We start from the raw sequence: 21,905 nt of genomic DNA, 5'->3' as shown, positions 1-21,905 counted from the left end.
AGGACCAGGGGAGAGGAACCCATCGTGAGAACCCGGACGCCACCACCAGGGCCCGCCGAAAACGTGGTGCTGCTCGACGCCGACCACCAGGAGAACGGCAGCGCTGACAAGGCGGAAGTACATACCGGGACGACGCCGCTGCACCTGGCCTTCTCCTGCCATGTCTTCGACGCCGAAGGGCGCGTCCTGGTCACCCGCAGGTCCCTGGCCAAGAAGGCCTGGCCTGGGGTGTGGACGAATTCCGTCTGCGGGCATCCCGCACCGGGTGAACCCCGCGAGGATGCCGTGCACCGTCGGGCCGGGTTCGAGCTCGGGATGGAGCTGGGTGCCGTCGAGATGGTCCTGCCGGAGTTCGCCTACCGGGCCGAGGATGCCTCGGGGGTGGTGGAGAACGAGTTCTGCCCGGTGTATTTCGCCCGGGCCGCCTCCGGGGTCGACCCCCGGCCCAGCGAAGTCGCCGAACACCACTGGGTGGCTCCGCAGGACCTGGTCGCCGCGGTCCGCGCCACCCCCTGGGCCTTCAGTCCGTGGCTGGTGTTGCAGCTGGAGCAGCTGGACTCCCGGGAGATCCCCTACCGGGGTCCCGGTCCGGAACCCACCCGATGAGGGACGAAGGACCGTCGATGCCCGAGGCCACGCACGAGCCCGCCCTGCACGGTGATGCGGCCACCGTGGTGCTGTTGCGCGATGCGCCCCGCGGACTGGAGGTGCTGTTGCTGGAACGGCCCTCCCACCGCGGTTCCTTCGCCGGGGCCTGGGTCTTTCCCGGAGGCCACGTCGATCCGGAGGACCGGGACGAGGTCCCGCGGGATTGCCCCGATCCGCCCGCCGGGGCCGCCCGGTGTGCCGGCGTACGCGAAACCCGGGAGGAGACCGGGATGGTGATCGCCCAGGAGGATCTGGCCGCCCTGTCCATCTGGACCCCGCCGCCCAGCGTGCCGAAACGGCTGCTCACCTGGTTCTTCCTGGCGGCGGTGGACACAGAGGCCACCGGGCCGCTCCGGCTCAGTCCCGAGGAGCATGTCGATCACGCGTGGCTGACCCCGGCCGAGGCCCTGGAACGCCACGCCGGCGGGTCCATGGAACTGGTCCCGCCCACCTGGATGACGCTGAACTGGTTGAGCGGCCACCGGAGCGCGGCAGCGGCGGTGGCCGCCGCACGGGCCAGTGAACCGGCGGACTTCAAAAGCGTCGGGGCCCGCAACGACGAGGGCCACCCGATCGTGGCCTGGGCCGGCGACGAGGCCTACGACCTGGACGGGCACCCCGGACCCCCGGGGGCCCGGAACCGGATCACCCTCGATGTCCGGCCGTGGTTCCACGAACAGTCCGCAGGGCAGCGGTAACGAACCGGGGGCCTGGAGGCCCACGGAGGGATCAGGCGGCGTCGATGGCCCGGTTCAACACGACCGCCAGACGCTTGACGCCCTCGTGGATCTTCTCCGGGTCGATGGCGCTGAAGGCCAGTCGCAACCGGTTGTTCGGCTCGTCCCCGGGGGTGAAGGCCGCCCCGGGGATGAAGACGACGCCGTCGTCGATGGCCTCGGCGAGCAGCGGGTAGGTGTCGATCCCCTCCGGGAGGGTGACCCAGATGAAGAAGCCCCCGGTCGGCGTGGTCCAGTGGACCCCTTCCGGCATGAGTTCCTCGAGGGCGGAGAGCATGGCCGTGCAACGCTCGGCATACAGTCCGCGGTAGGCGGAGATCTGGCCGCGCCAGTCATGCCCGTCGAGGTAGCTGGTGATCAGCATCTGGTTCAGGGTCGGTGGGCAGAGCACCACCGCCTCGCTGGCCAGGTAGAACCTGCGGGTCAGGTGCTCGGGCAGCAACGCCCAGCCGATGCGCAGGCCGGGGGCCAGGATCTTGGAGAACGAGCCCATGTAGATCACGTCGTCCGGGTTGTCCGCCCGCAGCGTCGGGTAGGGCTCGCCGTCGAACTTCAGCAGCCCGTAGGGGTTGTCCTCGAGGACGAGGATGTTGGCCTCGCGGCAGATGTCGACGACTTCCTGACGGCGTGCGGCGGCCAGCGAGATGCCCGAGGGGTTGTTGAAGTTGGGGATCGTGTAGAGGAACTTGATCCGCTTACCGGTGGCCGTGACCTCGGCGATGCGTTCACGCAGGGCCTCGGGAACCAGCCCGTCCTCGTCCATGGCGACCGATTCGACCTGGATCTGGTGGGCCTCGAAGGTGTTCAGGGCCCCGACGTAGGTGGGGTCCTCGCACAGCACGACGTCGCCGGGGTCGCAGAAGACCTTGCAGGCTACGTCCTGGGCCGATTGTGAGCCGGCGGTGACCACGATGTTCTCGGGGTCGACGTCGGTGATGCCCTCCTCGGCCATGACCTCGCAGATGTGTTGGCGCAGCTCGATGGTGCCCTTGCCACCACCGTATTGTAGGGCAGTCAGCCCCTCCTGGGCGATGAGCTGGTGGGCCATCGTCCCGATCTTCTCCAAGGGAAGCGACGAGAGGTAGGGGTTTCCCCCGGCCAGCGAGACCAGCCCCGGGCGCAGCGAGATGTCGAAGACGTCCCGGACGGCGGATTGCTTGATGTTGGCGGCGCGTTCGGAGAACAGGCTCTCGTGTCGGGTCGAGGCCTCGGCCCGCTCAAGGGCAAGCTCCGATTCGGTGGGCAACGATTCGCGGTCCTGGGCGGTGGGGTTCTCTGCTGTGTTCACCCTCACATCGTAACAACATGGGTTCACCATGAGGCAACAGTTGTTACCGAGGAGATGTTTATTCGGGGGTCTCGCCGCCCCCTTGATCCGCGGGCGGGGCCTCCACCCGCCGGGAGGCCACCCAGGCCGTGATGTCCGCGGGCTTGATCCTGCGGTGGCTGCCGCGGTACTCGACCGGGATGGTCCCCGCATCGGTGAGGTTGCGCATGTAGGTGTTGGACACCCCGGCCAGCCGGGCCGCCTGGGAAGTGTTCAGCCATCGCTCGGCGGTGCTGAGCACGACCGCTTCCCCGTCGGCCAGGCGGCCGAGCAGATCCAAGACGGCTCCGGCCGCCGCCGACGGCAGGCGCAGTGCCGTGCCGTTGACGAACACCGTCGCATCGGCGGACTCCCCCAACGCCCGGGCCAGCCGGGCGGCGTCGGGTCCCGCCAGCGCCTCATGCTGGGTGGTTCTGGTCAAGGCAGTCATCTCCTGTGGCATGAGACCATCATGCCCTGCCGGCGGGGCCCTTGGGCGGATCGGCGGGGTATGGCAACCTCGAAGACATGACGTTGAAAATCGCTCTGGCCCAGATCAACTCCACCGCCGATCTGGAGGCCAACCTCGGTCTGGTCCGTGACCGGGCGGCCCGGGCCCGGGACGCCGGTGCCGCCGTCGTGGTCTTTCCCGAAGCCACCATGTGCGCCTTCGGCAACCCGCTGGCCGAGGTGGCCCAGCCCCTGGACGGGGACTGGGCCCGACGGATCCGCGCCCTCTCGGCCGAACTGGGCATCGTCACGGTCCACGGGATGTTCACCCCCGGCGAGGACGGGCGCGTGCGCAATACGCTGCTGGCCACCGGCCCCGGGGTGGAGGCCAGCTACGACAAGATCCACCTCTACGACGCCTACGGGTTCGCCGAATCCGATGCCGTGACCGCGGGTGGATCGATCGCCACCTTCGAACTCGACGGCGTCGTCTTCGGGCTGTCGATCTGCTACGACGTGCGTTTCCCCGATCTGTTCCGGGCGAACGCGGCGGCCGGCGCCACGGTGAACCTGGTGTGTGCCTCCTGGGGCGACGGCCCGGACAAGGCCGAGCAGTGGGAGGCCCTCATCCGGGCCCGGGCACTGGATACGACGACGTTCATCGTCGCCTGCGACCAGGCCGACCCCGCGGCCAGCGGACGCCCCGCCACCGACAGCACCCCGTTGGGGGTCGGCCGCAGCGCCGTCATCTCACCGCTGGGCCGCACGCTGGCCTGCCTGCCGCAGGGCCCCGAGCTCACCGTCGTGGACCTCGACCTCGCAGAGGTCGAGCAGGCCCGCCGGAAACTGCCGGTGCTGGCCAACGCCCGACGGATCGGCCCCGACGGCCGGGTGGTCGCCCCCGGGGCCACCGAGGCCGAGGCCGGCTAGGGCCACCGTCATGGTTGGGTCGGCTCCATCGATGCCCTACTCTGGTGGACAACGGTCTAAAGAAAGTACTGACCACTGCGCCAGCGCCGCGAGCCACCACCCCGGGCCGGCCGCCGCAGAGCAGGGCAGGCTGCCCTTCGCGTGACGACCCGGTCGCCGGAGAACAGGCAGTCCGCGTTCATCCGCGCCGGGCCCGCTTCCCGAACGGCAGTCTTTCTCCAGGAGCATCCACATGTCCATCTCGACCACCCCTGAAACCACCCCCGGCCCCACGACGCCCGTGAGCAGCGGGGAGGTCTTTGCCGCCCATGAAGGCGGAAAGCTCTCCGTCCAGTCCACGATGGCCCTGGATTCGAAGCGGGCCCTGTCCATCGCCTACACCCCGGGGGTCGCCCAGGTCTCCCGCGCGATCGCCGAGGACCCGGCCCGCCACGCCACCCACACCTGGGCTTCCCGGCTGGTGGCCGTGGTCTCCGACGGGACCTCCGTGCTGGGGCTGGGCGACATCGGCGCCGCGGCGTCGTTGCCCGTCATGGAAGGGAAATGTGCCCTGTTCAAGGAATTCGGTGGGTTGAACTCCATTCCGCTGGTGCTCGAGACCACCGATGTCGAGGAGATCATCGAGACCCTGGTCCGGTTGCGTCCCAGTTTCGGGGCGATCAACCTCGAGGACGTCTCGGCACCGCGTTGCTTCGAACTGGAGGAACGCCTCATCGAGGCCCTGGACTGCCCGGTGATGCACGACGACCAGCATGGAACCGCGGTGGTGGTCCTGGCGGCACTGACCAACGCGGCCCGGGTGGTCGGCAAGGAGCTGGCCGGGCTGCGCGTGGTCGTCTCCGGCGCCGGGGCCGCAGGCATCGCGATCACCGACATCCTGGTCAATGTCGGCATCGGCGACGTCGTGCTGGTCGATTCACAGGGGGTCATCCACCGTGACCGGAACGACCTGAACCCGATCAAGGCCAGATATGCGGCCATCACCAACCGCGATTCGGTCATGGGCGGGATCCGCGAGGCCCTCGACGGGGCCGACGCCTTCATCGGGGTCTCCTCCTCGCAGGTCCCCGCGGAGGATCTGGAGGCCATGAACGACGGCGCGATCATCTTCGCGCTGTCGAATCCGGACCCCGAGGTCATGCCCGAGGTCGCGGCCCGTTTCGGGCAGGTCGTCGCCACCGGGCGCAGCGACTTCCCGAACCAGATCAACAACGTGTTGGCCTTCCCGGGGATCTTCCGCGGGGCCCTGGACGCGTCGGCACGGCGGATCACCCCACGGATGAAGATCGCTGCGGCCCGGGCCATCGCCGATCTGGTCGGTGGGGACCTGGCTGCCGACTTCATCGTCCCTTCGCCCCTGGACCCGCGGGTGGCCGCCGCGGTGGCCGCGGCCGTGCAGGAGGTCGCCTCCGGGGAGTAGGCCGGACCGGGGAGGACCCTACTCGTCCTCGGAGGAGTGGAGCCGGCGCCGGGCGCTGAGAAGGTCGATCTCGGGCCGGCCCGCGACCAGGCGTTCGACGCCGTCGAGCACCTCGATGGCGTGGCCGGCATCCGCGGCCACGACACCGGCGGCGATGCCGGCCCGCCGGTGGAGGTCCTGGTGGCTGGTTTCGGCGACGGACACCTCGAAGCGTCGCCGCAGTTCGGCCACGAGGGGGCGGACGACGGCGCGTTTGGCCTTCAGCGAGTGCACATCGCCGAGCAGCACATCGAACTCAACCCAACCGAACCACATGCCCCCATCCTGCGTCATGCCGGGGGAAGGGCCAAGGGGAGCCGGCGGCGACCGGCCGGTTCCGGTGTGCGTTTGCTCACCGATACCCCGTGCTAACATGCACGGGCACTCTACGTCGGCCCTCCTTCTTGTTACTGTGCTGAATATGACTTCGAGCAAAACGGCCGGATCCGCCCGGCCACCGAATGCCTGGCCACCCGCCGGTGACGGCCCCCGGGACCCGACCGGACGCTGACCCACCAGTTCGCCTGCTTCGGCGCCGCCATCGGCCCCGAAGACGAAGCACCCCGCAACCCGAAGGAGCAGGCATGACCGCTACGCCGCAGACCCCGTACCCCAACCAGCACACACTGTTCATCGGCGGGCAATGGGAGGCGGCAGCCTCCGGTGAAACCCGCGAGATCATCTGCCCGGCCGATGGCACGCATGTCGCCACGGCCTCCGAGGCGGCAGCAGCCGATACCGAGCGGGCGATCGCCGCGGCCCGGGCGGCCTTCGACTCCGGGGTCTGGTCCTCGGTTCCGGCTCCCGAACGCGGGGCCTTCCTGCTCAAGGTCGCCGAGCGGTTGCGTGAACGCAAGGAGGAGTTCGCCCGCGCCGAGACCGGTGACACCGGCAAGCGCATCCTCGAATCGCGGATCGACATGGACGACATCACCAACTGCTTCGAGTACTTCGGCCGGTTGTCCGGTCAGGATGCCGGACGCGTCGTCGATGCCGGGGACAACACGGTCGTCTCCCGCATCGCCTACGAACCGGTCGGTGTGTGCGGGATGATCACCCCCTGGAACTACCCGCTGCTGCAGGCCGCCTGGAAGATGGCCCCGGCCATTGCCGCGGGGTGTTCATTCGTGCTCAAGCCCGCCGAGCTGACGCCGTCGACGTCCATCCTGATCATGGACCTCTTCGCCGAACTCGGTCTGCCCGACGGCGTCGCGAACCTGGTCACCGGTGCCGGGGCCACCGCGGGGGCCCCGCTGTCGAGCCACCCCGACATCGACATGGTCTCCTTCACCGGCGGCCTGGTCACCGGTCGGGTGATCGCCGCAGGCGCCGCAGGAACCGTGAAGAAGGTCGCGCTGGAACTGGGAGGCAAGAACCCCAACGTCGTCTTCGCCGACGCCGACTTCGACGCCGCCGTGGACAACGCCCTCAACGGTGCCTTCGTGCATTCCGGCCAGGTCTGCTCAGCCGGGGCCCGGCTGCTCGTCCACGAGTCCATCGCCGAAGCCTTCGTGGATGAACTGGTCCGCCGGGCCGAGGACATCCGCATCGGCGGCCCCTACGACGACGAGGCCGAAACCGGCCCGCTGATCTCCGCCGCCCACCTTCAGAAGGTGGACGCCTACGTGAAGAGGGGCGTCGCCGAAGGCGCCCGTCTGCGCACCGGCGGTCGGGCCGCCACCGAGGAGGACGGAACCGGGCTGGGGGCCGGGCACTACTACCTGCCGACCATCCTGGACCAGGTCAGCCGGGGCATGTCCGTCGTCACGGACGAGGCCTTCGGTCCCACGGTCACCGTCGAGACGTTCTCCACCGAGGACGAAGCCGTTGCCACCGCCAATGACACCGTCTACGGCCTGGCCGGCGCCGTCTGGACCCAGGATGCCGGACGGGCCCAGCGGGTCGCCGGACGCCTGCGTCACGGCACCATCTGGATCAACGACTTCCACCCCTACCTGCCGCAGGCCGAATGGGGCGGCATGGGCCAGTCGGGCGTCGGTCGCGAGCTCGGCCCGACCGGGCTGGGCGAGTACCAGGAAGCCAAGCACATCTACCAGAACACGGCCCCGCAAGTCACCGGCTGGTTCGCCGACCGCGCCTAGCCCGTTTCCGAGCCTGAGCCAAGGAGAGTACTTAAAATGACTGATTTCGAGACGTTGGACGGTTCGGCCTTCGACTACATCGTCGTCGGCGGCGGGTCCGCCGGTGCCGCCGTCGCCGCCCGCCTGAGCGAGGATCCCTCACTCGAGGTGGCCCTGGTCGAGGCCGGTCCCGATGACCGGGGAATCGATGAGATCCTGCAGCTGGACCGCTGGATGGAACTACTCGAATCCGGCTACGACTGGGACTACCCGATCGAGGAGCAGGAGAACGGCAACTCGTTCATGCGCCACGCCCGCGCCAAGGTGATGGGCGGGTGCTCCAGCCACAACTCCTGCATCGCCTTCTGGGCCCCGCGCGAGGACCTGGACGAATGGGAGTCGAAATACGGGGCCACCGGTTGGAACGCCGAGACCGCCTTCCGGCTGTATAAGCAGTTGGAGACCAACGAAGACGCGGGGCCCGGGGCCCCGCACCACGGCGACTCCGGGCCCGTGCACCTGATGAACGTCCCCCCGGCGGATCCCAGCGGCGTGGCGGTGCTCGACGCCGCCGAACAGGCCGGGATCCCGCGGGCGAAGTTCAACGACAACGCCACCGTCACCAACGGGGCGAACTTCTTCCAGATCAACCGCAAGGCCGACGGCACCCGCTCCTCCAGCTCGGTGTCCTACATCCACCCGATTGCCGACCGGAAGAACTTCCATCTGCTCACCGGGCTGCGAGCCAAGGTCCTGACCTTCGACGAGGCCAACAGGTGCACCGGCGTCGCGGTCGTGGACAACGGATTCGGCAAGACCCATCACCTCACCGCCCGCGAGGAGGTCATCGTTTCCACCGGGGCCATCGACTCGCCGAAGCTGTTGATGCTCTCGGGGATCGGCCCGGCAGCACAGCTGAAGGAGAACCGGGTCGAGGTCCGCGTGGATTCCCCCGGGGTGGGCGAACACCTGCAGGACCACCCCGAGGGGGTCATCCAGTGGGAAGCGAAGCAGCCGATGGTGTCCGAATCGACCCAGTGGTGGGAGATCGGGATCTTCACGCAGACCACCGAGGGCCTGGATCGTCCCGACCTGATGATGCACTACGGTTCGGTGCCCTTCGACATGCACACCCTGCGTCAGGGCTACCCGACCACGGAGAACGGCTTCTGCCTGACCCCGAACGTCACCCACGCGAAGTCACGCGGTACCGTGCGCCTGCGCAGCGGCGACTTCCGCGATAAGCCCAAGGTCGACCCGCGCTACTTCACCGACCCCGAAGGCCATGACATGCGCGTGATGATCGCCGGCATCCGCAAGGCCCGCGAGATCGTCTCCCAGCCGGCCATGGCCGAATGGGCCGGGCGCGAACTCTACCCGGGGACGGAAACCCAGTCGGACGAGGAGATCGCCGACTACATCCGGCGCACGCACAACACCGTCTACCATCCGGTCGGCACCGTGCGCATGGGGCCCATCGACGACGATCTGTCGCCGCTGGACCCCGAACTGCGGGTCAAGGGGGTCACGGGGCTGCGCGTGGCCGACGCCTCGGTGATGCCCGAGCAGGTCACCGTGAACCCGAACATCACCACCATGATGATCGGTGAGCGGTGCGCCGAACTGATCAAGCAGGCCCGCAAGGGCTGACCGGTCGCCGGCAGGGAAAAAGTCAAGGGCCGCCCCGCGGAATGCGGGGCGGCCCTTCGTCTGTGGGGACCTACTGCGTGGATTTCTTCCCGGGCTTGCCCGGCTTGACTCTTCCCTTGCGGGCGTGGCTGCGCAATTGGACGATGCGGGCGGCACCGGCAATGGCTACGATGATGCCGCCGCCGACCGCTCCAACGAAGAGCGCCAGTCCGAGTTGGACCGTCCCCTCCCAGCCGAAGTAGCGCAGCTGCACCGTATTGGTGTTCTGCGCGATGAAGATGATCAGCAGCACCAGGAACACCAACGCCAGGACGGTTGCCGTCCACATGACCCCGCTGCGGGTCACCCGCATCGGGTCCTCGGGGCGTCCGGCCCCGTCGCTGGTTCCGGGGCGGTGCTCGGGGGTCCCTCCGGCGGGTGCGCCACCCGAGGGGGTTCCGGGTGCCGGCTCCCGGGGGGTCTTCGCCGGCTTCGGGCGATCCTGCGGGTCCTTGGCCATGGCACTACCTTTCGTCGACGCGGGCCGGTTCCGTCCGTCCCCGGTTGTTTCCGGGCCCGGACTGCCGGGGGTGGGCCGGTGCGTGGATGCGTTCCGGACCCTGGGGACAGTTTACGTGCCCGCGCCGCCGGCGCCCGGATTGGTAGGGTTTGGCGTATGACCGTCCCGAAGGAGCCAACGTGATCCCGCGCCCGAAATTGCGTACTGCCGTACTGGGATACGGGCTGTCCGGCCGGGTCTTCCACACCCCCCTGATTGCCGCGGACCCCGACTATTCCCTCGACGCGATCATCACCGGCAACCCCGAACGCGCGGCTGCTGCCGCCGCGGCCCATCCCGACACGCTGATCATGCCGGACGCCGAGAGCCTCTTCGCCCGGGCCGCCGACTTCGATGTGGTGGTCATCGGGACCCCGCCAGCGACCCATGCCGCCCTGGCCCTGAGAGCGATCGGCCACGGCCTGCATGTGGTTCTCGACAAGCCCTTCGCCACTTCCGCTGCCGAGGGGCGTGAAGTCATCGAGGCGGCCCGGGCCGCCGCCGTGAAACTCTCGGTGTTCCAGAACCGTCGGTGGGACGCCGACTTCCTGACTCTCTCGCGTCTGGTCCGGGACGGGGCGCTCGGCGAGGTGCACACCTTCGAATCACGGTTCGAACGGTGGAAACCCGCGGGGTTGCGCGATTGGAAGGACAGCGCGGGGATCGCCGGCGGCGGGGGAGTCCTGTTCGATCTGGGCACCCACGTCATCGACCAGGCACTGGTCCTGTTCGGGCCGGCGGACTCGGTGTACGGGCTGACCCGGCGCCTCAGCACCGGCGGTTCCGATGCCGATGAGGATGCCTCCATCGTCATCCGGCACCACAGCGGGGTGGACTCGCATCTATCGGTCGGGCTGCACTTCGCGGTCCCGGCACCCCGCTTCCGGGTCCTGGGGACCGAGGCCGGCTTCGAAACGTGGGGAACCGACGGGCAGGAGGCGGCGCTCGACGCCGGAATGGAACCCGACGACGCCGGATATGGGCGGGTGCCCGATAACGAGTGGGGCCGCCTCGGCGTGCCGGGGGCCATGGAGACGGTGCCCTCCGACGTGGGCGCCTATCCGAAGTTCTATCGCAGCTTCGCCGCCGGGGTCCACGGCCACGGCCCGCTTCCGGTGGACCCGGCGGATGCCGTGGCCACCTTGCAGATCATCGAAGACATCCACGAGAGGAACCGGGCATGAACCCCGTAGCCAGCCACGACCAGGCGGCACCGGGGCCGGAAGCCTCGGTCCTGATCATCGGTGCCGGGCTGGCAGGATTTTCCGTGGCCCGCCAATTGCGCAGCCTGGGCCATACCGGCGGGGTGCGGATCGTGGATCCCGAGGGGCTGCCCTACGACAGGCCCCCCTTGAGCAAGGCCTATCTGCTCGGGCACACCGATCAGGCCGGCCTGCTGCTCGCCGACGCCGCGTGGTGCCGGGAGCACGAGGTCGAGATCCTCACCGGCACCGTGGCCACCGTGCGCCCGGGGGCCGGCGAAGCCGTCCTGGCCGACGGTACGGCCCTGGCCGCGGACGTGCTGGTGCTGGCCACCGGGGGGACAGCCCGCAAGCTCTCGATCCCCGGCGGCGACCTGGATACCGTGCTGGAGCTGCGCCACCGGGCCGACGCGGACCGGCTGCGCACGGTGCTGCGGCCCGGCACCCGGTTGGCGATCATCGGGGCGGGACTCATCGGGGCAGAAACCGCGTCCGCCGCCCGTGAACTCGGGGCCGTCGTCGTCCTCATCGACCCCATGGATCCGCCCCTGGTCCCGGCCGTCGGCCCGGAACTGGCCCGGCGTCTGCACGCCATGCACACCGAGAAGGGGATCACCGTGGTGACCGGCATCCCCGAAACCATCACCCGCGACGGGGAACACCACCGGATCGCGCTGGCCAGCGGGGAGCAGATCACCGCCGACGCCGTCCTGGTGGGGGTCGGGATCACCCCCAACACGGCGCTCGCCGAGTCGGCCGGGCTGGAGGTCGACGGCGGGATCATCGTGGATGAGAGGCAACGCACCAGCCACCGACGCGTCTACGCTGTGGGGGACTGCGCCCGGACCCGCACCACCGGCGGCGTGCTCAAACGCCGGGCGGAGCACTGGGAGAACGCCATGAACTCCGGACACCAGGCCGCCTCGGCCATCATCGGGGGCGACGCCCCGGCCCCACGGGCCGACTGGTTCTGGTCCGACCGCCACGGGGTCCACGTCGAGGGCGTGGGGTCGATGACCGCCCCGGGGACCACCGTGATCCGCGAGGCCGACGGCGTGCCCGTCATGGCCTTCCGGGTTGACGGCGAGGGTTATCTGCTCGGCTGTGCCGCGGTCGACGGCGGGCTGGCGGTGAAGGCGGCCCGCCGGATCATCGACCGGCGGATCCGCGTGGACCCCGCCCAATTGGCCGACCCCGCCGTCAACCTCAAGAAGCTCGCCCGCTAGCTGTCTTCGGGCTCGCGCACCGACTGGTGCCGCAAAGAGCTGCCGGCCTGGACGTCACGTTCCTCGACCAGGGCCTGCTTATCGCTGGCCTTGGTGTCGCGTGGGGGCAACTGCACCGACCGTTCGGCCTTGATGCCACCTTGGAGCTGGCGGGCCCTTTCCATCTCCGCGTCGAAGACGGCTCCCAGCAGCAACGACAGGTTCGCGATCCAGATCCACAGCAGCAGGACGATGACCCCGCCAATGGCCCCGTAGGTCGCGTTGTAGCTGCCGAAGTTGGAGACGTAGAAGAAGAATCCGACGGTGGCCACCGCCAGGACCACCAACGCGATGACCGAACCGATGCTGAGCCACCGGAACTTGGGCTGCTTCACGTTCGGGGTGCCGTAGTAGAGGATGGCGATCACGAGGATGACCAGCAGCACGGCCAGCGGCCATTTGGCGATGCCCCAGACCATGACGGCGGTGTCGCCGAAACCGATCAGGTCGCCGAGGGTCTTGGCGATGGGGCCCGAGACGATCAGCAGGACCACCACGACGACGGCGACCAACAGCATCACCAGGGTCACCAGCAGCAGCACCGGCTTGAGTTTGAAGAAGGAGCGGCCCTCGGCCACGTCGTAGATCTTGTTCATCGACCGTCCGAAGGCCCCGGTGTAGCCCGAGGCCGACCACAGGGCGCCGAGGATGCCGACGATGAGGGCCAACCCGGCCGACGGGGTGTTGGCCAGCTGTTCGATGGGCTGACGCAACGTATCGACGACCCCCTCGCTGGCGAACTGTTCGAGGAAACCGATCAGCGCCTTGGTGGTGGATTCGGCCTGGCCGACGACGCCCAGCAGGGAGACCATCGCCAGCAGGGCCGGGAAGACCGAAAGCACCGCGTGGTAGGTCAGGCCCGCCGCCATATCGGTGCACTTGTTCCGGGTGAACTCGTGCATGGACCTTTTCAACACGTATTTCCAGGAGGGGCCGCGTAGGTCGGTCGGGGCCGAGGGCTTGCGATCGTCGTCGGGCGAGGGGGCGTTGCGGCCCTTCGCGGAGGTATCGGCAGCAGTGCCGTTCTCCGGGGTGGCGTGGCGATGACCTGGCATGGAAGCCTCCGCTGACTAGTGGTTGACGTGGGTTTTCGTGGGCACTGAAAGTCAAGCATGAGGCACCGGGAGGCACAACCTCCCGGGCCGGGTGTGATGCCCGCCCCGTCCGGTGGAAGGCGGGGGCGCCAACTCGGTAGTGTGTAGGTATGTCCCTTCGTAACCGCCGCGCCGCGTCCCTGCCTGCCAAACTTTCCCGCTCGTGGTTGCTGGTCAATGCCGCGAACCCCGAATCGTTTGCCCCGGCGTTGTCCTCCGAAGCGGACTCCGTCATCTTCGACATGGAAGCCTCCGTGCCCGATGACCAGAAGGCCGAGGCCCGCGATGCCGTGGTCGAGGCGCTGAGCACCGGGATGACCGCCTGGGTGCGGGTCAACGGGATCGAAACCGAGTTCTGGGCCGAGGACCTGGCGGCGTTGTCCAAGGCCAAGGGGCTGCGCGGGGTCATGTTGGCGATGACCGAAAAGCCCGAACAGGTGACCCTGACGGCGATGCGCCTGCAGGCCGGCACCCCGGTCCTGGCCCTGATCGAATCGGCGGTCGGCATCGAAAACGCCACCCCGATCGCCTCGGCCCCCGGCACGTTCCGGCTGGCCTTCGGCGTCAACGACTTCCGCAAGGACACCGGCGTCTCCGACGACCCGCTGGCCCTGGCCTATGCCCGCGGCAAGCTGGTGGTGGCCTCCCGCGTCGGCCAGCTGCCCGGGGCCATCGACGGTCCGGCGGCCGCCGGGGCCGGCTCCGAGGCCGTACACGCCAGCTGCCGGACCACCGCCACGATGGGGATGACCGGCAAGCTGAGCCTCTCGGCCTCACAGGTCGATGACATCAACGAGGACCTCTCCCCGAGCACCGACGAGCTTTCCTGGGCCCACGAGCTGCTCGAGGCCCACGCCGCCGGCGCCTCGGTCGGCGACGGCTCCTACCTGCCGCGTCTGGCCCGCGCCCAGAAGATCGCGGATCTGGCCGACTCCTACGGACTCTGGAACGCCTGATCCCGTCTGTGGCGGCCCGGCCTAGTTGCCGGGGCGTCGACGCCAGAGGATGGCCGTCCCGGCACCGATGACGATCAGTACCGCAAGCCCGGTCGGGATGATCCACGGGGCCAGACCCTGCCCATCGGCCTCCCGGGTGGATTCGCCGGTGTCCTCGTCCGCGGCTGCCGATGGCGTGGCGGCACCTTCCGGCGCCCCGCTGGTGGTGGTGAACGTGAACGTCCCCTGGATCGGATGGCCATCGGAGGAGACCACCCGCCACTTCACGGTGTACTCGCCGGCCGGGGTCCCGTCCTGGATGGCCTGTTCGACATCGCGGTCGGTGACCTTCGCGGGGCCGGCGGCCCAGTTGGTGCCTGCGTCGTCCTCGACCCGGATCTCCGAGCCGATGGCGATGGGGGTGTTGTTGTAGGTCAGGACGATCTTCTGCGGCATGGCCTCCACGGTGGAGCCGGAGCCGGGGTCGTTGGAGATCAACTGGTCGTGGGCGCTCGCGGCGCCGATGGGCCCCAGAAGGGCCAGGAGCAGAACGGCGAGCAGGCCCGCCGCACGGGTGCCGGCCTTCCGCAACGAGAGGGTGGACCGATGCTGGTTCATGGGATTCGCTTTCAAAGAGTCGGGGCCCGGTGGCCCGCCGGAACGACGGGCCACCGGGTAGTGCTATTGGTTCCTGCGCGAACCGACGGTCCGCACCAGGGCGACGGCGCCCAGCAGGATTCCTGCGACCCCGATCCACAAGGCGGCCGTCGCCGTTCCCTCCGAGCCGGCCGCCGGGGCGTCCGCGGCCCCGGCCGTGCCGGACGGGGCCGCCGAGGCGGCCGCGGTGGTGGTGAAGGTGGGGGCCGGATGCTCGGGTTCGGCACCGTCCTTCGCGGATTCGTCCCACTTCACCACGGACCCGTCGGTGTAATGCTGGGAGGCGGGCAGGACCACATCGGTGCCGGCTTCCGGCAGGGTGCCCAGAGAGACGGTGAACGTCTGGAACTCATCCTGGCCGATCCGGTGGGCCCGGTCTGCCGTCCAGGTGATCGAGCTCGCCGCCTCGGTCACCGTGGAACCGTGGGATTCCACGGGCTCGTCCAGTTTGGTGCGTTTGACGGTGGCCTTCCAACCGTCGACCGGCTTGACCCTCACCGACATGAACGGGGTATCGGTCGGCAGTGAGACGGTCAGCTTGTCGGTGGTGGCCGACTCCGATTCATTGGGGACGCTGAAAGTCGCCTGGGCGTAGGAGCCCTCGGCGGTCTGGTTCGGACTGACGGTCACGTGGGCGGAGGCGGCCCCGGCACCCAGGGCCATCAGGGCGCCGGTGGCGGCGAGGGCCGCCGTGGAGGTCAGGACCCGGTGGCGGGTCGGAGCGGCGTGGGGAGAAGTCATGGGGTTTCCTTTGCAATGGGCCGTGCGGGGCACGGCCTTCGGGCGGTTCACGGTGCTCCCACTCCGGTTCCCGGGGTGGGAGGGGATGCCCCGAATCCGCCGCCCCGTCGGGTCAGGGGCGCAGCGAACGCGGGAGGAGTGCCCGGGGTGGTCCGCGCAGACGTTCGGCGCGGGCGTTGGACCGGGGCCGGAGGAGCGGCAGGGCGAACATGGCCTGCTGGACGGGGCCCTTCGGTGCCAAGGGGGCCGGGCGGGGCAGCGAGGCCAGCGGGGAGAGCCAGGCCATGAGCATCCACAAGGCCGCCTCGCCGCGGGCCAACGCCACCGCGGAGAGGAAGATGGCCAGTAGATGGGCCGTGATCATCGGCAGACCCATGGACCCCCAGTGGGCTGCCGCCCCGTGGGCCAGCGGGGACGCGCTGCCGCAGATCCCGGCCACCACGGAGCCGTGGTGGCCGAAGGGGACCTCCGGTGCCCCGCCGGTGCAGTCCGGTGGTGTGGCGAACCAGGCGAAGGCATGATGCAGGGACCATTGGCCGAGCCCCAGGACGGCGGTGAGCGTGGGCAGGGACAGGCGTCGACCCGCCAGCAGCACCACGGGCAGGTTGACCAGTGCCGCGAGCAGCACCAGGACCGGCAGTCCCGGCAGCGGTCCGCCGCCGAGTACGTGCGCCCCGGCAGCGAGGGCCATCACCGTGGAGGTGACCGCGATCGAACGCCACAGGCGCAGTGGTGCCCTGGTGCTCATCGGGTCTGCTCCCGTCATGCCGGTGGCCGCAACGAACTATCGCCGGGCGGCTCAGGCCTCGACGACGATCCCGTCCTCGTCCGAATGCAGCATGGCCCCCGGCCGGAAGTCGACCCCGCCGAAGGAGAGGACGACGTCGGCCTCCCCGGTGCCGTGTTTGGAGGATTTGCGCGGATTCGAGCCCATCGCCTTCACGCCCAGGTCCAGTTCGGCTAGGGCGACGCGGTCACGGATGCAGCCGTGGATGACCACACCCGACCAGCCGTTGGCCACGGCGGCTTCACCGATCATGTCCCCCATGAGCGCGGTTTCCAGCGAGCCGCCGCCGTCGACGACGAGCACGGCGCCCTCGCCGGGGCTGTTCAGGGTCTGTTTGAGCAGGGCGTTGTCGCGGTCGCAGCGGATGGTCCGGACCGGGCCGCTGAAGCGGGTCCGACCGCCCAGGTTCTGCAGCTGAAGGGACAGGGTCTGGAGCGATTCGTCGTCGTCGAACAGGTCGCAGGTGGTGAAAGTCATGAACCCAGCATAAAACGAACCACGGACAGGATGTGGATCACAACAGTTGGTCCAGTAAACATCAGACGTCTAATGTTTTCCCATGCCTTCCTCGAGAACCACCGATCCACCGGCCGTCGTCCTGCCCCGGGGGCGGTGGATCACGGTGCTCGGGGTGCTCGCCGTGGTGCTGGTGGGGCTGAACCTGCGGGCCGGCATCACCAGTGCCGCCGCCTTGTTCCACGATCTGCAGGCCGTGCTCGGGTACGGGCCGCTGGTGGCCGCCATCCTCCCCTCCATCCCCACGGTCACCTTCGCCTTCGCCGGTGCGGCGACGGCCTGGTTGGTCCGCAGGATCGGTGTGGAACGGACCATCCTGCTGGCCCTGATCATCCTGGCCGCCGGGCTGGCGATCCGTGCGATCCCCTCGGTGGGCATGCTGCTGGTGGGCACCGTGGCCGGAATGTGCGGGATCGCGTTGTGCAACGTGGCGATGCCCTCCTTCATCCGGGAGCACTATGCCCACCGGACTTCGGCCCTGACCGGGACGTACACGATCACGATGTCCCTCGGGGCCACGGCCGCCTCGGCGCTCGGCGTCCCGCTGGCCCGGCAGCTGGGATCCCCGAGCCTGGGTTTGGCGGCCTGGTCGATCCTGGCCGCTGTCTCGGTCCTGGTCTTCCTCCCGTTGGCGATCGCCGGTCGACCGCGGCCCCGGCAGGATGCCGCCGACCCGGTGGCCCCGGCCGAATCCGGGGGATCGCTGCTGGCCGTCCTGCGGACCCGCAAGGGCCTGCTGATCACCGGGTTCTTCACGGTCCAGGCGCTGTTGGTCTATTCGCTGATCAGCTGGTTGCCGGTCATCCTGATCTCCCGGGGCATGGCCCCCGCGAACGCGGGAATCATGTTGGGGCTCATGCAGCTGGTCACGATTCCCGCAACGGTGGTGCTGTTGGCCATGGCCACCCGCCCGCACCTGCTGCGCCCGGCCTTCATGGTCTGTTGTGTCGGGATCCTGCTGGGTCTGTGCTGCCTGATCCTGCTGCCGGTCGACTTCTCCGTCCTCTCCGTGGTCCTGCTGGGCCTTGGACTGACGATCTTCCCCTTGCTGCTGGTGGTCATCAGCCGCAGTGGCCGCAATGCCGCGGAAACCACGGCGATCTCCACGGTCGCCCAGTCGGTGGGCTACCTGGTGGCCAGCGCGGGACCCTTCGGCCTCGCGCTGCTGCATACCCGGACGGGCGGCTGGACCGGACCGTTGTGGGTGTTGTTCGCCGTCGCCGTGGTCCAGTTGCTGCTGGCGCTCGCGTTGACCTCCGATGGCCCGAGCGGTCCGGGGCGCCGGGCCGGCAGGTCGCCCCGGCGCGAGGTGGCGGCATGAGCATTCCGTCGCGGACGCCCTTGGTCCAACAAGTCACCGATGCCCTGCGCCGGGCCATCAGTTCTGGTGAGTGGCCGGTCGGGGCGCGAATCCCTGCGGAGCCGGCGCTGATCGAACGCTTCGCCGTCTCCCGGGGCACGCTGCGCGAGGCCATCAAGGCACTGGCGCATGCGGGCATGCTGGAGGTCCGGCGCGGGGACGGGACCTATGTGCGCACCCGCAGCGAGATCGAAGGCGCCATCGGGCAGGTCTACCAGCGTCATTCCGACCAGGAAGTCATGCAGGTCAGATTCGCCCTGGATGCCCAGGCCGCCCGCTTGGCCGCGGCCGTCGCCGGGGACGCCGAGGTGGAGCAGCTGCGGGTGATCCTGACCGAACGTCGTCGGGCCTGGGAGGCCGAGGACATCGAGGGGTGGATCGACGCCGACTGGACGTTCCATCTGGCGGTGGCGCGTGCCTCCGGCAATGCCCTGCTGGTCGAACTGTATGCCAGTTTCGGCGACGTCTTCCACGGGTCCAAGCTGGCCCAACGCCTCCACCGCGGTTTCGACGGGTGCCGGGCCGAAGGTCATGAGGAACTGGTCGAGGCGATCGCCGCCGCGGACCCGGATGCCGCGGATCGCAGCACGGTGGCGAACCTGCTGTATTGCCTCTCCTTCACCGAGGCCGGCTGAGCCAGGACCCAGCGACCTCCTAGCGGACCCGGTTGCGTTGGGTGCCGAGCCCGTCGATGCCTGTTTCGAGCACATCCCCGGCCTTGAGCCAGGGGTGGCGGCCCTGTTCGTTGCGACGCCCCAGGGCCACCCCTGCCGGGGTCCCGGTGAGGATCAGGTCCCCGGGGACCAACGTCACCAGGGTGGAGAGGTAGGCGACCAGGCGGGCGGGGCCGAAGACCAGATCCGCGGTCGAGTCCTCCTGCATGGTTTCGCCGTTGACGCGGGTGCGGATGCGGGCCCGGTCCGGAAACTCGTCGGCGCTGACCAGATAGGGGCCCACGGGGGTGGAGGCCTCCCAGCATTTGCCGGCCAGCCATTCGGTGGTCCGGCCCTGCCAACCGCGCATCGAAATGTCGTTGGCGACCGCGTAGCCGGCAATGTGCTTGGCGGCATCGGCTTCGGGGATCCGGCGGCCCGGGGCGCCGATGACGAGGGCCAACTCGCCCTCCCAGTCGAGTCGGTGGTCCTCCGGCGGCACGTCGATCGGGTCCATCGGGCCGGTGAGCGAGCGGGCGAACTTCGTGAACACCGTGGGGTGCTCGGGCAGTTCCTGCCCGGTCTCCAGGATGTGGTTGCGGTAGTTCAGCCCGATGCAGAAGACCTTCTCCGGGGCTCCCACCAAGGTCGCGAAGTCGGCCTCGGTCACCGGAATCCCCGGGGGCGTGGTCCGCAGGGAGGCGGCGGGATCGGCCGCCGCGACGGCTTCGGCGCGGCTCTGCTCGTCGGCGGTCAAAAAGGCCCCGACGTCGGGAAAGCCCGTCAGCTCGTGGGCCTTCTCGCCGTGGATGACCGCGGCGAAGGTGGCCCCGGTTCCGGGCCTGCGGAGGGTGGCAAGTTTCATGCCACCATCCCATCACGGCGGGGCCCGCGGGGCCTAGCGTGCCGCGGCGACCGCTGCTTCGTCGGGGTAGGCCGCCTGCGTGCCCTTCTTCGTGGCAGCCAGGGCGGCGGCCACTGAGGCGAAGGCCGAGGCGTCGGCCAGGGTGTCCCCGGCCGCCAGTCGGGTCGCCACCGCGCCGGTGAAGGCATCTCCGGTCCCGGTGGTGTCCACCGCGTGGACCCGGGTGGGGGCGATCCTGGTGATCGGGGCCGCGGCGTCCGGATGGTGGTCGAGCACCACCGATCCGTGGGCACCGAGGGTGACGACCACGCGGTCCAGCCCGCGGTCGAGGAAACGGGCGAGCACCGGGTGCCAGGCGTCATCGGCGTCATCGGCAGCGGGGATGCCCGTGCCGTCCAGGAACTGGGAGGCCTCGTGGGCGTTGACCAGCAACACGGATGTCAGCTCCGCCAACTCCCGGGTGATCGGGGCATAGGGGGAGAGATTCAGGACCACGGTGGCCCCGGCGTCGTGCCCGGCCCGGGCCGCGGCCAGCACGGCCTGAGGGGCGACTTCCAGGCACAGGCACACCACCGCCGCAGCCCTGAAGAGCCCCGACGCGTCGGCGATCGTCGCCGCCGAGACGGTTCCATTGGCTCCGGCGGAGATGACGATGCTGTTCTCGCCCGCGGCATCCACGGTCACCACGGCGACGCCGGTTTCCACCGATTCCACGCGCCGTACCGCCTGGGTATCCACGCCTGCCGCGGAACAGGATTCGAGCAGCATGGTGCCGTGCGGGTCATCGCCGACGGCACCGAGCAGAGTCACGTCGGCGCCGAGCCGGCCAGCGGCGACCGCCTGGTTGGCGCTCTTGCCCCCGGGATTCACCGTGAAACCTTCCCCGTGCAGGGTTTCGCCCGGGGAGGGGAGGCGTTCGGTGTAGATGGTCAGATCGGCGTTCAGGGAACCGACGACCACCACTCGGCCTCCGCGGATCGGGGCACCGCCGGGGGTGTTCATGCCGTGGCCTCCGCTGGAGTCGAGGGGGTGGCTGACAGGTCGACGTCACCGATGCGTTCGAGGGCGTCGGTGACCAGATCCCAGAACCGTCCGTGGTCCAGATCCACCGCGACCGAGGTGTTGCACCCAGGGGGTGCCGGGGCCCGGAAGTCGGCGACCGTCATGCCCAGGGTCAGGGTTCCGCGCAGTTCGATGTCGAGGGGGACCTTCACGGTGGAGACGATGGTCGGGTCGATGACGTAGGCGACGGCGCAAGGGTCGTGCACGGGTGGGGCATCGAAGCCCTGATGGTCCTGGTAGGTCCTGGCGAAGAAATCCATCAGTTCGCGCACGAACGTCGCCGGGCTGGTGCCGATGGCTTCGATCCGGGCTATGACCTCATCGGTGGCCAATGCCTGATGGGTCAGGTCCAGTCCCACCATGACCACTGGCCAGTCCTCGTTGAAGACGATATGGGCCGCCTCGGGGTCGATGATGATGTTGAATTCGGAGACGGCACTCCAGTTGCCCACGTGGTAGCCACCGCCCATCAGCACCACTTCGCGCACCCGTTCAACGATGCGCGGTTCCTTGCGGGCGGCCATGGCGATGTTGGTCAATCCTCCGGTGGGAACCAAGGTTACCGTGCCGGGTTCGTGGGCCATGACCGTCTCGATGATCAGATCCACTGCGTGACGCCGATCCACCGTGATGGTGGGCTCCGGCTGGGCGGGTCCGTCCATGCCGGTCTCGCCGTGGATATCGCCGGCGGTCTTGAGCTGTCGGACCAACGGGCGGTCGCAACCTGCGGCGAAGGGGACCCCGGTAATCCCCGCGATGGTGCCCACCGCGAGGGCGTTTTCGGTGACCTTGGCCAAGGTCTGGTTACCGACGACGGTGGTCACGGCCAGTAGTTCGATCTGGGGGTTTCCGTGGGCCAGCAGGATCGCCACTGCGTCGTCATGTCCGGGGTCGCAGTCCAGGATGATCTTTCGGGGTCCAGCGGTGGCGGCGTGTGCGCCCATGTTCTTCTCCACGTCATCAGGGGGT

At 69.3% G+C, this 21,905-nt stretch carries 23 protein-coding genes; 11 read left to right on the top strand and 12 right to left on the bottom strand.

The window, feature by feature from the left end:
• The first annotated feature begins 24 nt into the window (after positions 1 to 24).
• Both idi and AC3ZI9_RS15175 read left to right on the top strand, forming a co-directional pair.
• Entirely contained in the window at positions 25 to 606 is a 582-nt protein-coding gene (gene idi / locus AC3ZI9_RS15180; protein ID WP_489923716.1) for an isopentenyl-diphosphate Delta-isomerase, read from the top strand.
• 17 nt (positions 607 to 623) lie between these two features.
• Positions 624 to 1,346 (top strand): NUDIX hydrolase, encoded by a 723-nt coding sequence (locus tag AC3ZI9_RS15175; RefSeq protein ID WP_444553914.1) that lies wholly within the window; start codon positions 624 to 626, stop codon positions 1,344 to 1,346.
• Between the two features lie 31 nt (positions 1,347 to 1,377).
• Here the strand turns inward: AC3ZI9_RS15175 and AC3ZI9_RS15170 are convergent, their stop codons facing one another.
• Both AC3ZI9_RS15170 and AC3ZI9_RS15165 read right to left on the bottom strand, forming a co-directional pair.
• Entirely contained in the window at positions 1,378 to 2,673 is a 1,296-nt protein-coding gene (locus AC3ZI9_RS15170) for an aminotransferase-like domain-containing protein (protein WP_444553913.1), read from the bottom strand.
• Between the two features lie 58 nt (positions 2,674 to 2,731).
• A complete protein-coding gene (locus tag AC3ZI9_RS15165; RefSeq protein WP_444553922.1) occupies positions 2,732 to 3,142 on the bottom strand; it encodes a helix-turn-helix domain-containing protein in 411 nt (136 codons plus the stop codon).
• A gap of 83 nt (positions 3,143 to 3,225) precedes the next feature.
• Here AC3ZI9_RS15165 and AC3ZI9_RS15160 point away from each other — a divergent pair, with 83 nt between their 5' ends.
• Complete coding sequence (locus tag AC3ZI9_RS15160) at positions 3,226 to 4,071, top strand: carbon-nitrogen hydrolase family protein (protein WP_444553921.1); 846 nt, start codon at positions 3,226 to 3,228, stop codon at positions 4,069 to 4,071.
• Between the two features lie 232 nt (positions 4,072 to 4,303).
• Positions 4,304 to 5,491: an NAD(P)-dependent malic enzyme gene (locus AC3ZI9_RS15155; RefSeq protein WP_444553912.1), complete on the top strand. Its 1,188-nt coding sequence runs from the start codon at positions 4,304 to 4,306 to the stop codon at positions 5,489 to 5,491.
• A gap of 18 nt (positions 5,492 to 5,509) precedes the next feature.
• Here the strand turns inward: AC3ZI9_RS15155 and AC3ZI9_RS15150 are convergent, their stop codons facing one another.
• On the bottom strand, positions 5,510 to 5,806 hold the full coding sequence (locus tag AC3ZI9_RS15150; protein ID WP_444553911.1) for a DUF503 domain-containing protein: 297 nt from the start codon (positions 5,804 to 5,806) through the stop codon (positions 5,510 to 5,512).
• Positions 5,807 to 6,114: 308 nt separating this feature from the next.
• Here AC3ZI9_RS15150 and AC3ZI9_RS15145 point away from each other — a divergent pair, with 308 nt between their 5' ends.
• Positions 6,115 to 7,632 (top strand): aldehyde dehydrogenase family protein, encoded by a 1,518-nt coding sequence (locus tag AC3ZI9_RS15145; RefSeq protein WP_444553910.1) that lies wholly within the window; start codon positions 6,115 to 6,117, stop codon positions 7,630 to 7,632.
• 36 nt (positions 7,633 to 7,668) lie between these two features.
• The gene (locus AC3ZI9_RS15140) at positions 7,669 to 9,261 is read left to right on the top strand and encodes a GMC family oxidoreductase (RefSeq protein WP_444553908.1); all 1,593 of its coding nucleotides are present in this window, start codon (positions 7,669 to 7,671) and stop codon (positions 9,259 to 9,261) included.
• A 70-nt stretch (positions 9,262 to 9,331) separates the two neighbouring features.
• On the opposite strand, the gene AC3ZI9_RS15135 is transcribed toward AC3ZI9_RS15140, so the two are convergent.
• Complete coding sequence (locus tag AC3ZI9_RS15135; RefSeq protein WP_444553907.1) at positions 9,332 to 9,760, bottom strand: LapA family protein; 429 nt, start codon at positions 9,758 to 9,760, stop codon at positions 9,332 to 9,334.
• A 179-nt stretch (positions 9,761 to 9,939) separates the two neighbouring features.
• Between AC3ZI9_RS15135 and AC3ZI9_RS15130 the strand changes: the two genes are divergently transcribed.
• On the top strand, positions 9,940 to 10,983 hold the full coding sequence (locus AC3ZI9_RS15130; protein WP_444553906.1) for a Gfo/Idh/MocA family protein: 1,044 nt from the start codon (positions 9,940 to 9,942) through the stop codon (positions 10,981 to 10,983).
• Entirely contained in the window at positions 10,980 to 12,227 is a 1,248-nt protein-coding gene (locus AC3ZI9_RS15125; protein ID WP_444561127.1) for an NAD(P)/FAD-dependent oxidoreductase, read from the top strand. The genes AC3ZI9_RS15130 and AC3ZI9_RS15125 overlap by 4 nt, the downstream gene beginning before the upstream one ends.
• Here the strand turns inward: AC3ZI9_RS15125 and AC3ZI9_RS15120 are convergent.
• Positions 12,224 to 13,321 (bottom strand): YihY/virulence factor BrkB family protein, encoded by a 1,098-nt coding sequence (locus tag AC3ZI9_RS15120; RefSeq protein ID WP_444553904.1) that lies wholly within the window; start codon positions 13,319 to 13,321, stop codon positions 12,224 to 12,226. The genes AC3ZI9_RS15125 and AC3ZI9_RS15120 overlap by 4 nt on opposite strands.
• Positions 13,322 to 13,470: 149 nt before the next feature.
• Between AC3ZI9_RS15120 and AC3ZI9_RS15115 the strand changes: the two genes are divergently transcribed.
• Positions 13,471 to 14,316 carry an HpcH/HpaI aldolase/citrate lyase family protein gene (locus tag AC3ZI9_RS15115; protein ID WP_444553903.1) on the top strand — a complete coding sequence of 282 codons (846 nt, stop codon included), beginning with the start codon at positions 13,471 to 13,473 and terminating at the stop codon, positions 14,314 to 14,316.
• A 21-nt stretch (positions 14,317 to 14,337) separates the two neighbouring features.
• Here AC3ZI9_RS15115 and AC3ZI9_RS15110 read toward each other — a convergent pair whose 3' ends face one another.
• The 4 genes from AC3ZI9_RS15110 to rraA form a co-directional block, all read right to left on the bottom strand.
• Positions 14,338 to 14,913: a copper resistance CopC family protein gene (locus tag AC3ZI9_RS15110; protein WP_444553902.1), complete on the bottom strand. Its 576-nt coding sequence runs from the start codon at positions 14,911 to 14,913 to the stop codon at positions 14,338 to 14,340.
• Between the two features lie 63 nt (positions 14,914 to 14,976).
• Positions 14,977 to 15,693, bottom strand: coding sequence for a YcnI family copper-binding membrane protein (locus AC3ZI9_RS15105; protein WP_444561128.1), 717 nt, complete (start codon positions 15,691 to 15,693; stop codon positions 14,977 to 14,979).
• A gap of 112 nt (positions 15,694 to 15,805) precedes the next feature.
• Positions 15,806 to 16,441, bottom strand: coding sequence for a hypothetical protein (locus AC3ZI9_RS15100; RefSeq protein ID WP_444561129.1), 636 nt, complete (start codon positions 16,439 to 16,441; stop codon positions 15,806 to 15,808).
• A gap of 51 nt (positions 16,442 to 16,492) precedes the next feature.
• Complete coding sequence (gene rraA, locus AC3ZI9_RS15095) at positions 16,493 to 16,957, bottom strand: ribonuclease E activity regulator RraA (protein WP_444553899.1); 465 nt, start codon at positions 16,955 to 16,957, stop codon at positions 16,493 to 16,495.
• An 82-nt stretch (positions 16,958 to 17,039) separates the two neighbouring features.
• On the opposite strand from rraA, the gene AC3ZI9_RS15090 reads away from it, so the two are divergent.
• Complete coding sequence (locus AC3ZI9_RS15090) at positions 17,040 to 18,317, top strand: MFS transporter (RefSeq protein WP_444553898.1); 1,278 nt, start codon at positions 17,040 to 17,042, stop codon at positions 18,315 to 18,317.
• Positions 18,314 to 18,991: a FadR/GntR family transcriptional regulator gene (locus tag AC3ZI9_RS15085; RefSeq protein ID WP_444561130.1), complete on the top strand. Its 678-nt coding sequence runs from the start codon at positions 18,314 to 18,316 to the stop codon at positions 18,989 to 18,991. The genes AC3ZI9_RS15090 and AC3ZI9_RS15085 overlap by 4 nt, the downstream gene beginning before the upstream one ends.
• Positions 18,992 to 19,010: 19 nt before the next feature.
• Here the strand turns inward: AC3ZI9_RS15085 and AC3ZI9_RS15080 are convergent, their stop codons facing one another.
• From AC3ZI9_RS15080 to uriH, 3 genes are read right to left on the bottom strand one after another with little or no spacing between them, the layout of a single operon-like run.
• Positions 19,011 to 19,874 (bottom strand): fumarylacetoacetate hydrolase family protein, encoded by an 864-nt coding sequence (locus tag AC3ZI9_RS15080; RefSeq protein WP_444561131.1) that lies wholly within the window; start codon positions 19,872 to 19,874, stop codon positions 19,011 to 19,013.
• Positions 19,875 to 19,907: 33 nt separating this feature from the next.
• Positions 19,908 to 20,876 (bottom strand): ribokinase, encoded by a 969-nt coding sequence (locus AC3ZI9_RS15075; protein WP_444561132.1) that lies wholly within the window; start codon positions 20,874 to 20,876, stop codon positions 19,908 to 19,910.
• Complete coding sequence (gene uriH / locus AC3ZI9_RS15070) at positions 20,873 to 21,880, bottom strand: uridine-preferring nucleoside hydrolase UriH (RefSeq protein ID WP_444561133.1); 1,008 nt, start codon at positions 21,878 to 21,880, stop codon at positions 20,873 to 20,875. Before uriH ends, AC3ZI9_RS15075 begins: the two co-directional genes overlap by 4 nt.
• Positions 21,881 to 21,905 lie beyond the last annotated feature (25 nt).

The organism is Arthrobacter sp. AOP36-F1-5 (genome assembly GCF_058137995.1).
This window is presented reverse-complemented; position numbering and strand designations above follow the sequence as displayed.

Excerpts from the sequence above, each read along its gene's own strand:
- AC3ZI9_RS15175 (WP_444553914.1), top strand. The coding sequence starts at position 624 with ATGCCCGAGGCCACGCACGAGCCCGCCCTGCACGGTGATGCGGCCACC.
- AC3ZI9_RS15165 (WP_444553922.1), bottom strand. The coding sequence starts at position 3,142 with ATGACTGCCTTGACCAGAACCACCCAGCATGAGGCGCTGGCGGGACCC.
- AC3ZI9_RS15155 (WP_444553912.1), top strand. The coding sequence starts at position 4,304 with ATGTCCATCTCGACCACCCCTGAAACCACCCCCGGCCCCACGACGCCC.
- AC3ZI9_RS15150 (WP_444553911.1), bottom strand. The coding sequence starts at position 5,806 with ATGTGGTTCGGTTGGGTTGAGTTCGATGTGCTGCTCGGCGATGTGCAC.
- AC3ZI9_RS15145 (WP_444553910.1), top strand. The coding sequence starts at position 6,115 with ATGACCGCTACGCCGCAGACCCCGTACCCCAACCAGCACACACTGTTC.
- AC3ZI9_RS15140 (WP_444553908.1), top strand. The coding sequence starts at position 7,669 with ATGACTGATTTCGAGACGTTGGACGGTTCGGCCTTCGACTACATCGTC.
- AC3ZI9_RS15135 (WP_444553907.1), bottom strand. The coding sequence starts at position 9,760 with ATGGCCAAGGACCCGCAGGATCGCCCGAAGCCGGCGAAGACCCCCCGG.
- AC3ZI9_RS15125 (WP_444561127.1), top strand. The coding sequence starts at position 10,980 with ATGAACCCCGTAGCCAGCCACGACCAGGCGGCACCGGGGCCGGAAGCC.
- AC3ZI9_RS15120 (WP_444553904.1), bottom strand. The coding sequence starts at position 13,321 with ATGCCAGGTCATCGCCACGCCACCCCGGAGAACGGCACTGCTGCCGAT.
- AC3ZI9_RS15115 (WP_444553903.1), top strand. The coding sequence starts at position 13,471 with ATGTCCCTTCGTAACCGCCGCGCCGCGTCCCTGCCTGCCAAACTTTCC.
- AC3ZI9_RS15110 (WP_444553902.1), bottom strand. The coding sequence starts at position 14,913 with ATGAACCAGCATCGGTCCACCCTCTCGTTGCGGAAGGCCGGCACCCGT.
- AC3ZI9_RS15105 (WP_444561128.1), bottom strand. The coding sequence starts at position 15,693 with ATGACTTCTCCCCACGCCGCTCCGACCCGCCACCGGGTCCTGACCTCC.
- AC3ZI9_RS15100 (WP_444561129.1), bottom strand. The coding sequence starts at position 16,441 with ATGAGCACCAGGGCACCACTGCGCCTGTGGCGTTCGATCGCGGTCACC.
- rraA (WP_444553899.1), bottom strand. The coding sequence starts at position 16,957 with ATGACTTTCACCACCTGCGACCTGTTCGACGACGACGAATCGCTCCAG.
- AC3ZI9_RS15090 (WP_444553898.1), top strand. The coding sequence starts at position 17,040 with ATGCCTTCCTCGAGAACCACCGATCCACCGGCCGTCGTCCTGCCCCGG.
- AC3ZI9_RS15085 (WP_444561130.1), top strand. The coding sequence starts at position 18,314 with ATGAGCATTCCGTCGCGGACGCCCTTGGTCCAACAAGTCACCGATGCC.
- AC3ZI9_RS15080 (WP_444561131.1), bottom strand. The coding sequence starts at position 19,874 with ATGAAACTTGCCACCCTCCGCAGGCCCGGAACCGGGGCCACCTTCGCC.
- AC3ZI9_RS15075 (WP_444561132.1), bottom strand. The coding sequence starts at position 20,876 with ATGAACACCCCCGGCGGTGCCCCGATCCGCGGAGGCCGAGTGGTGGTC.
- uriH (WP_444561133.1), bottom strand. The coding sequence starts at position 21,880 with ATGGGCGCACACGCCGCCACCGCTGGACCCCGAAAGATCATCCTGGAC.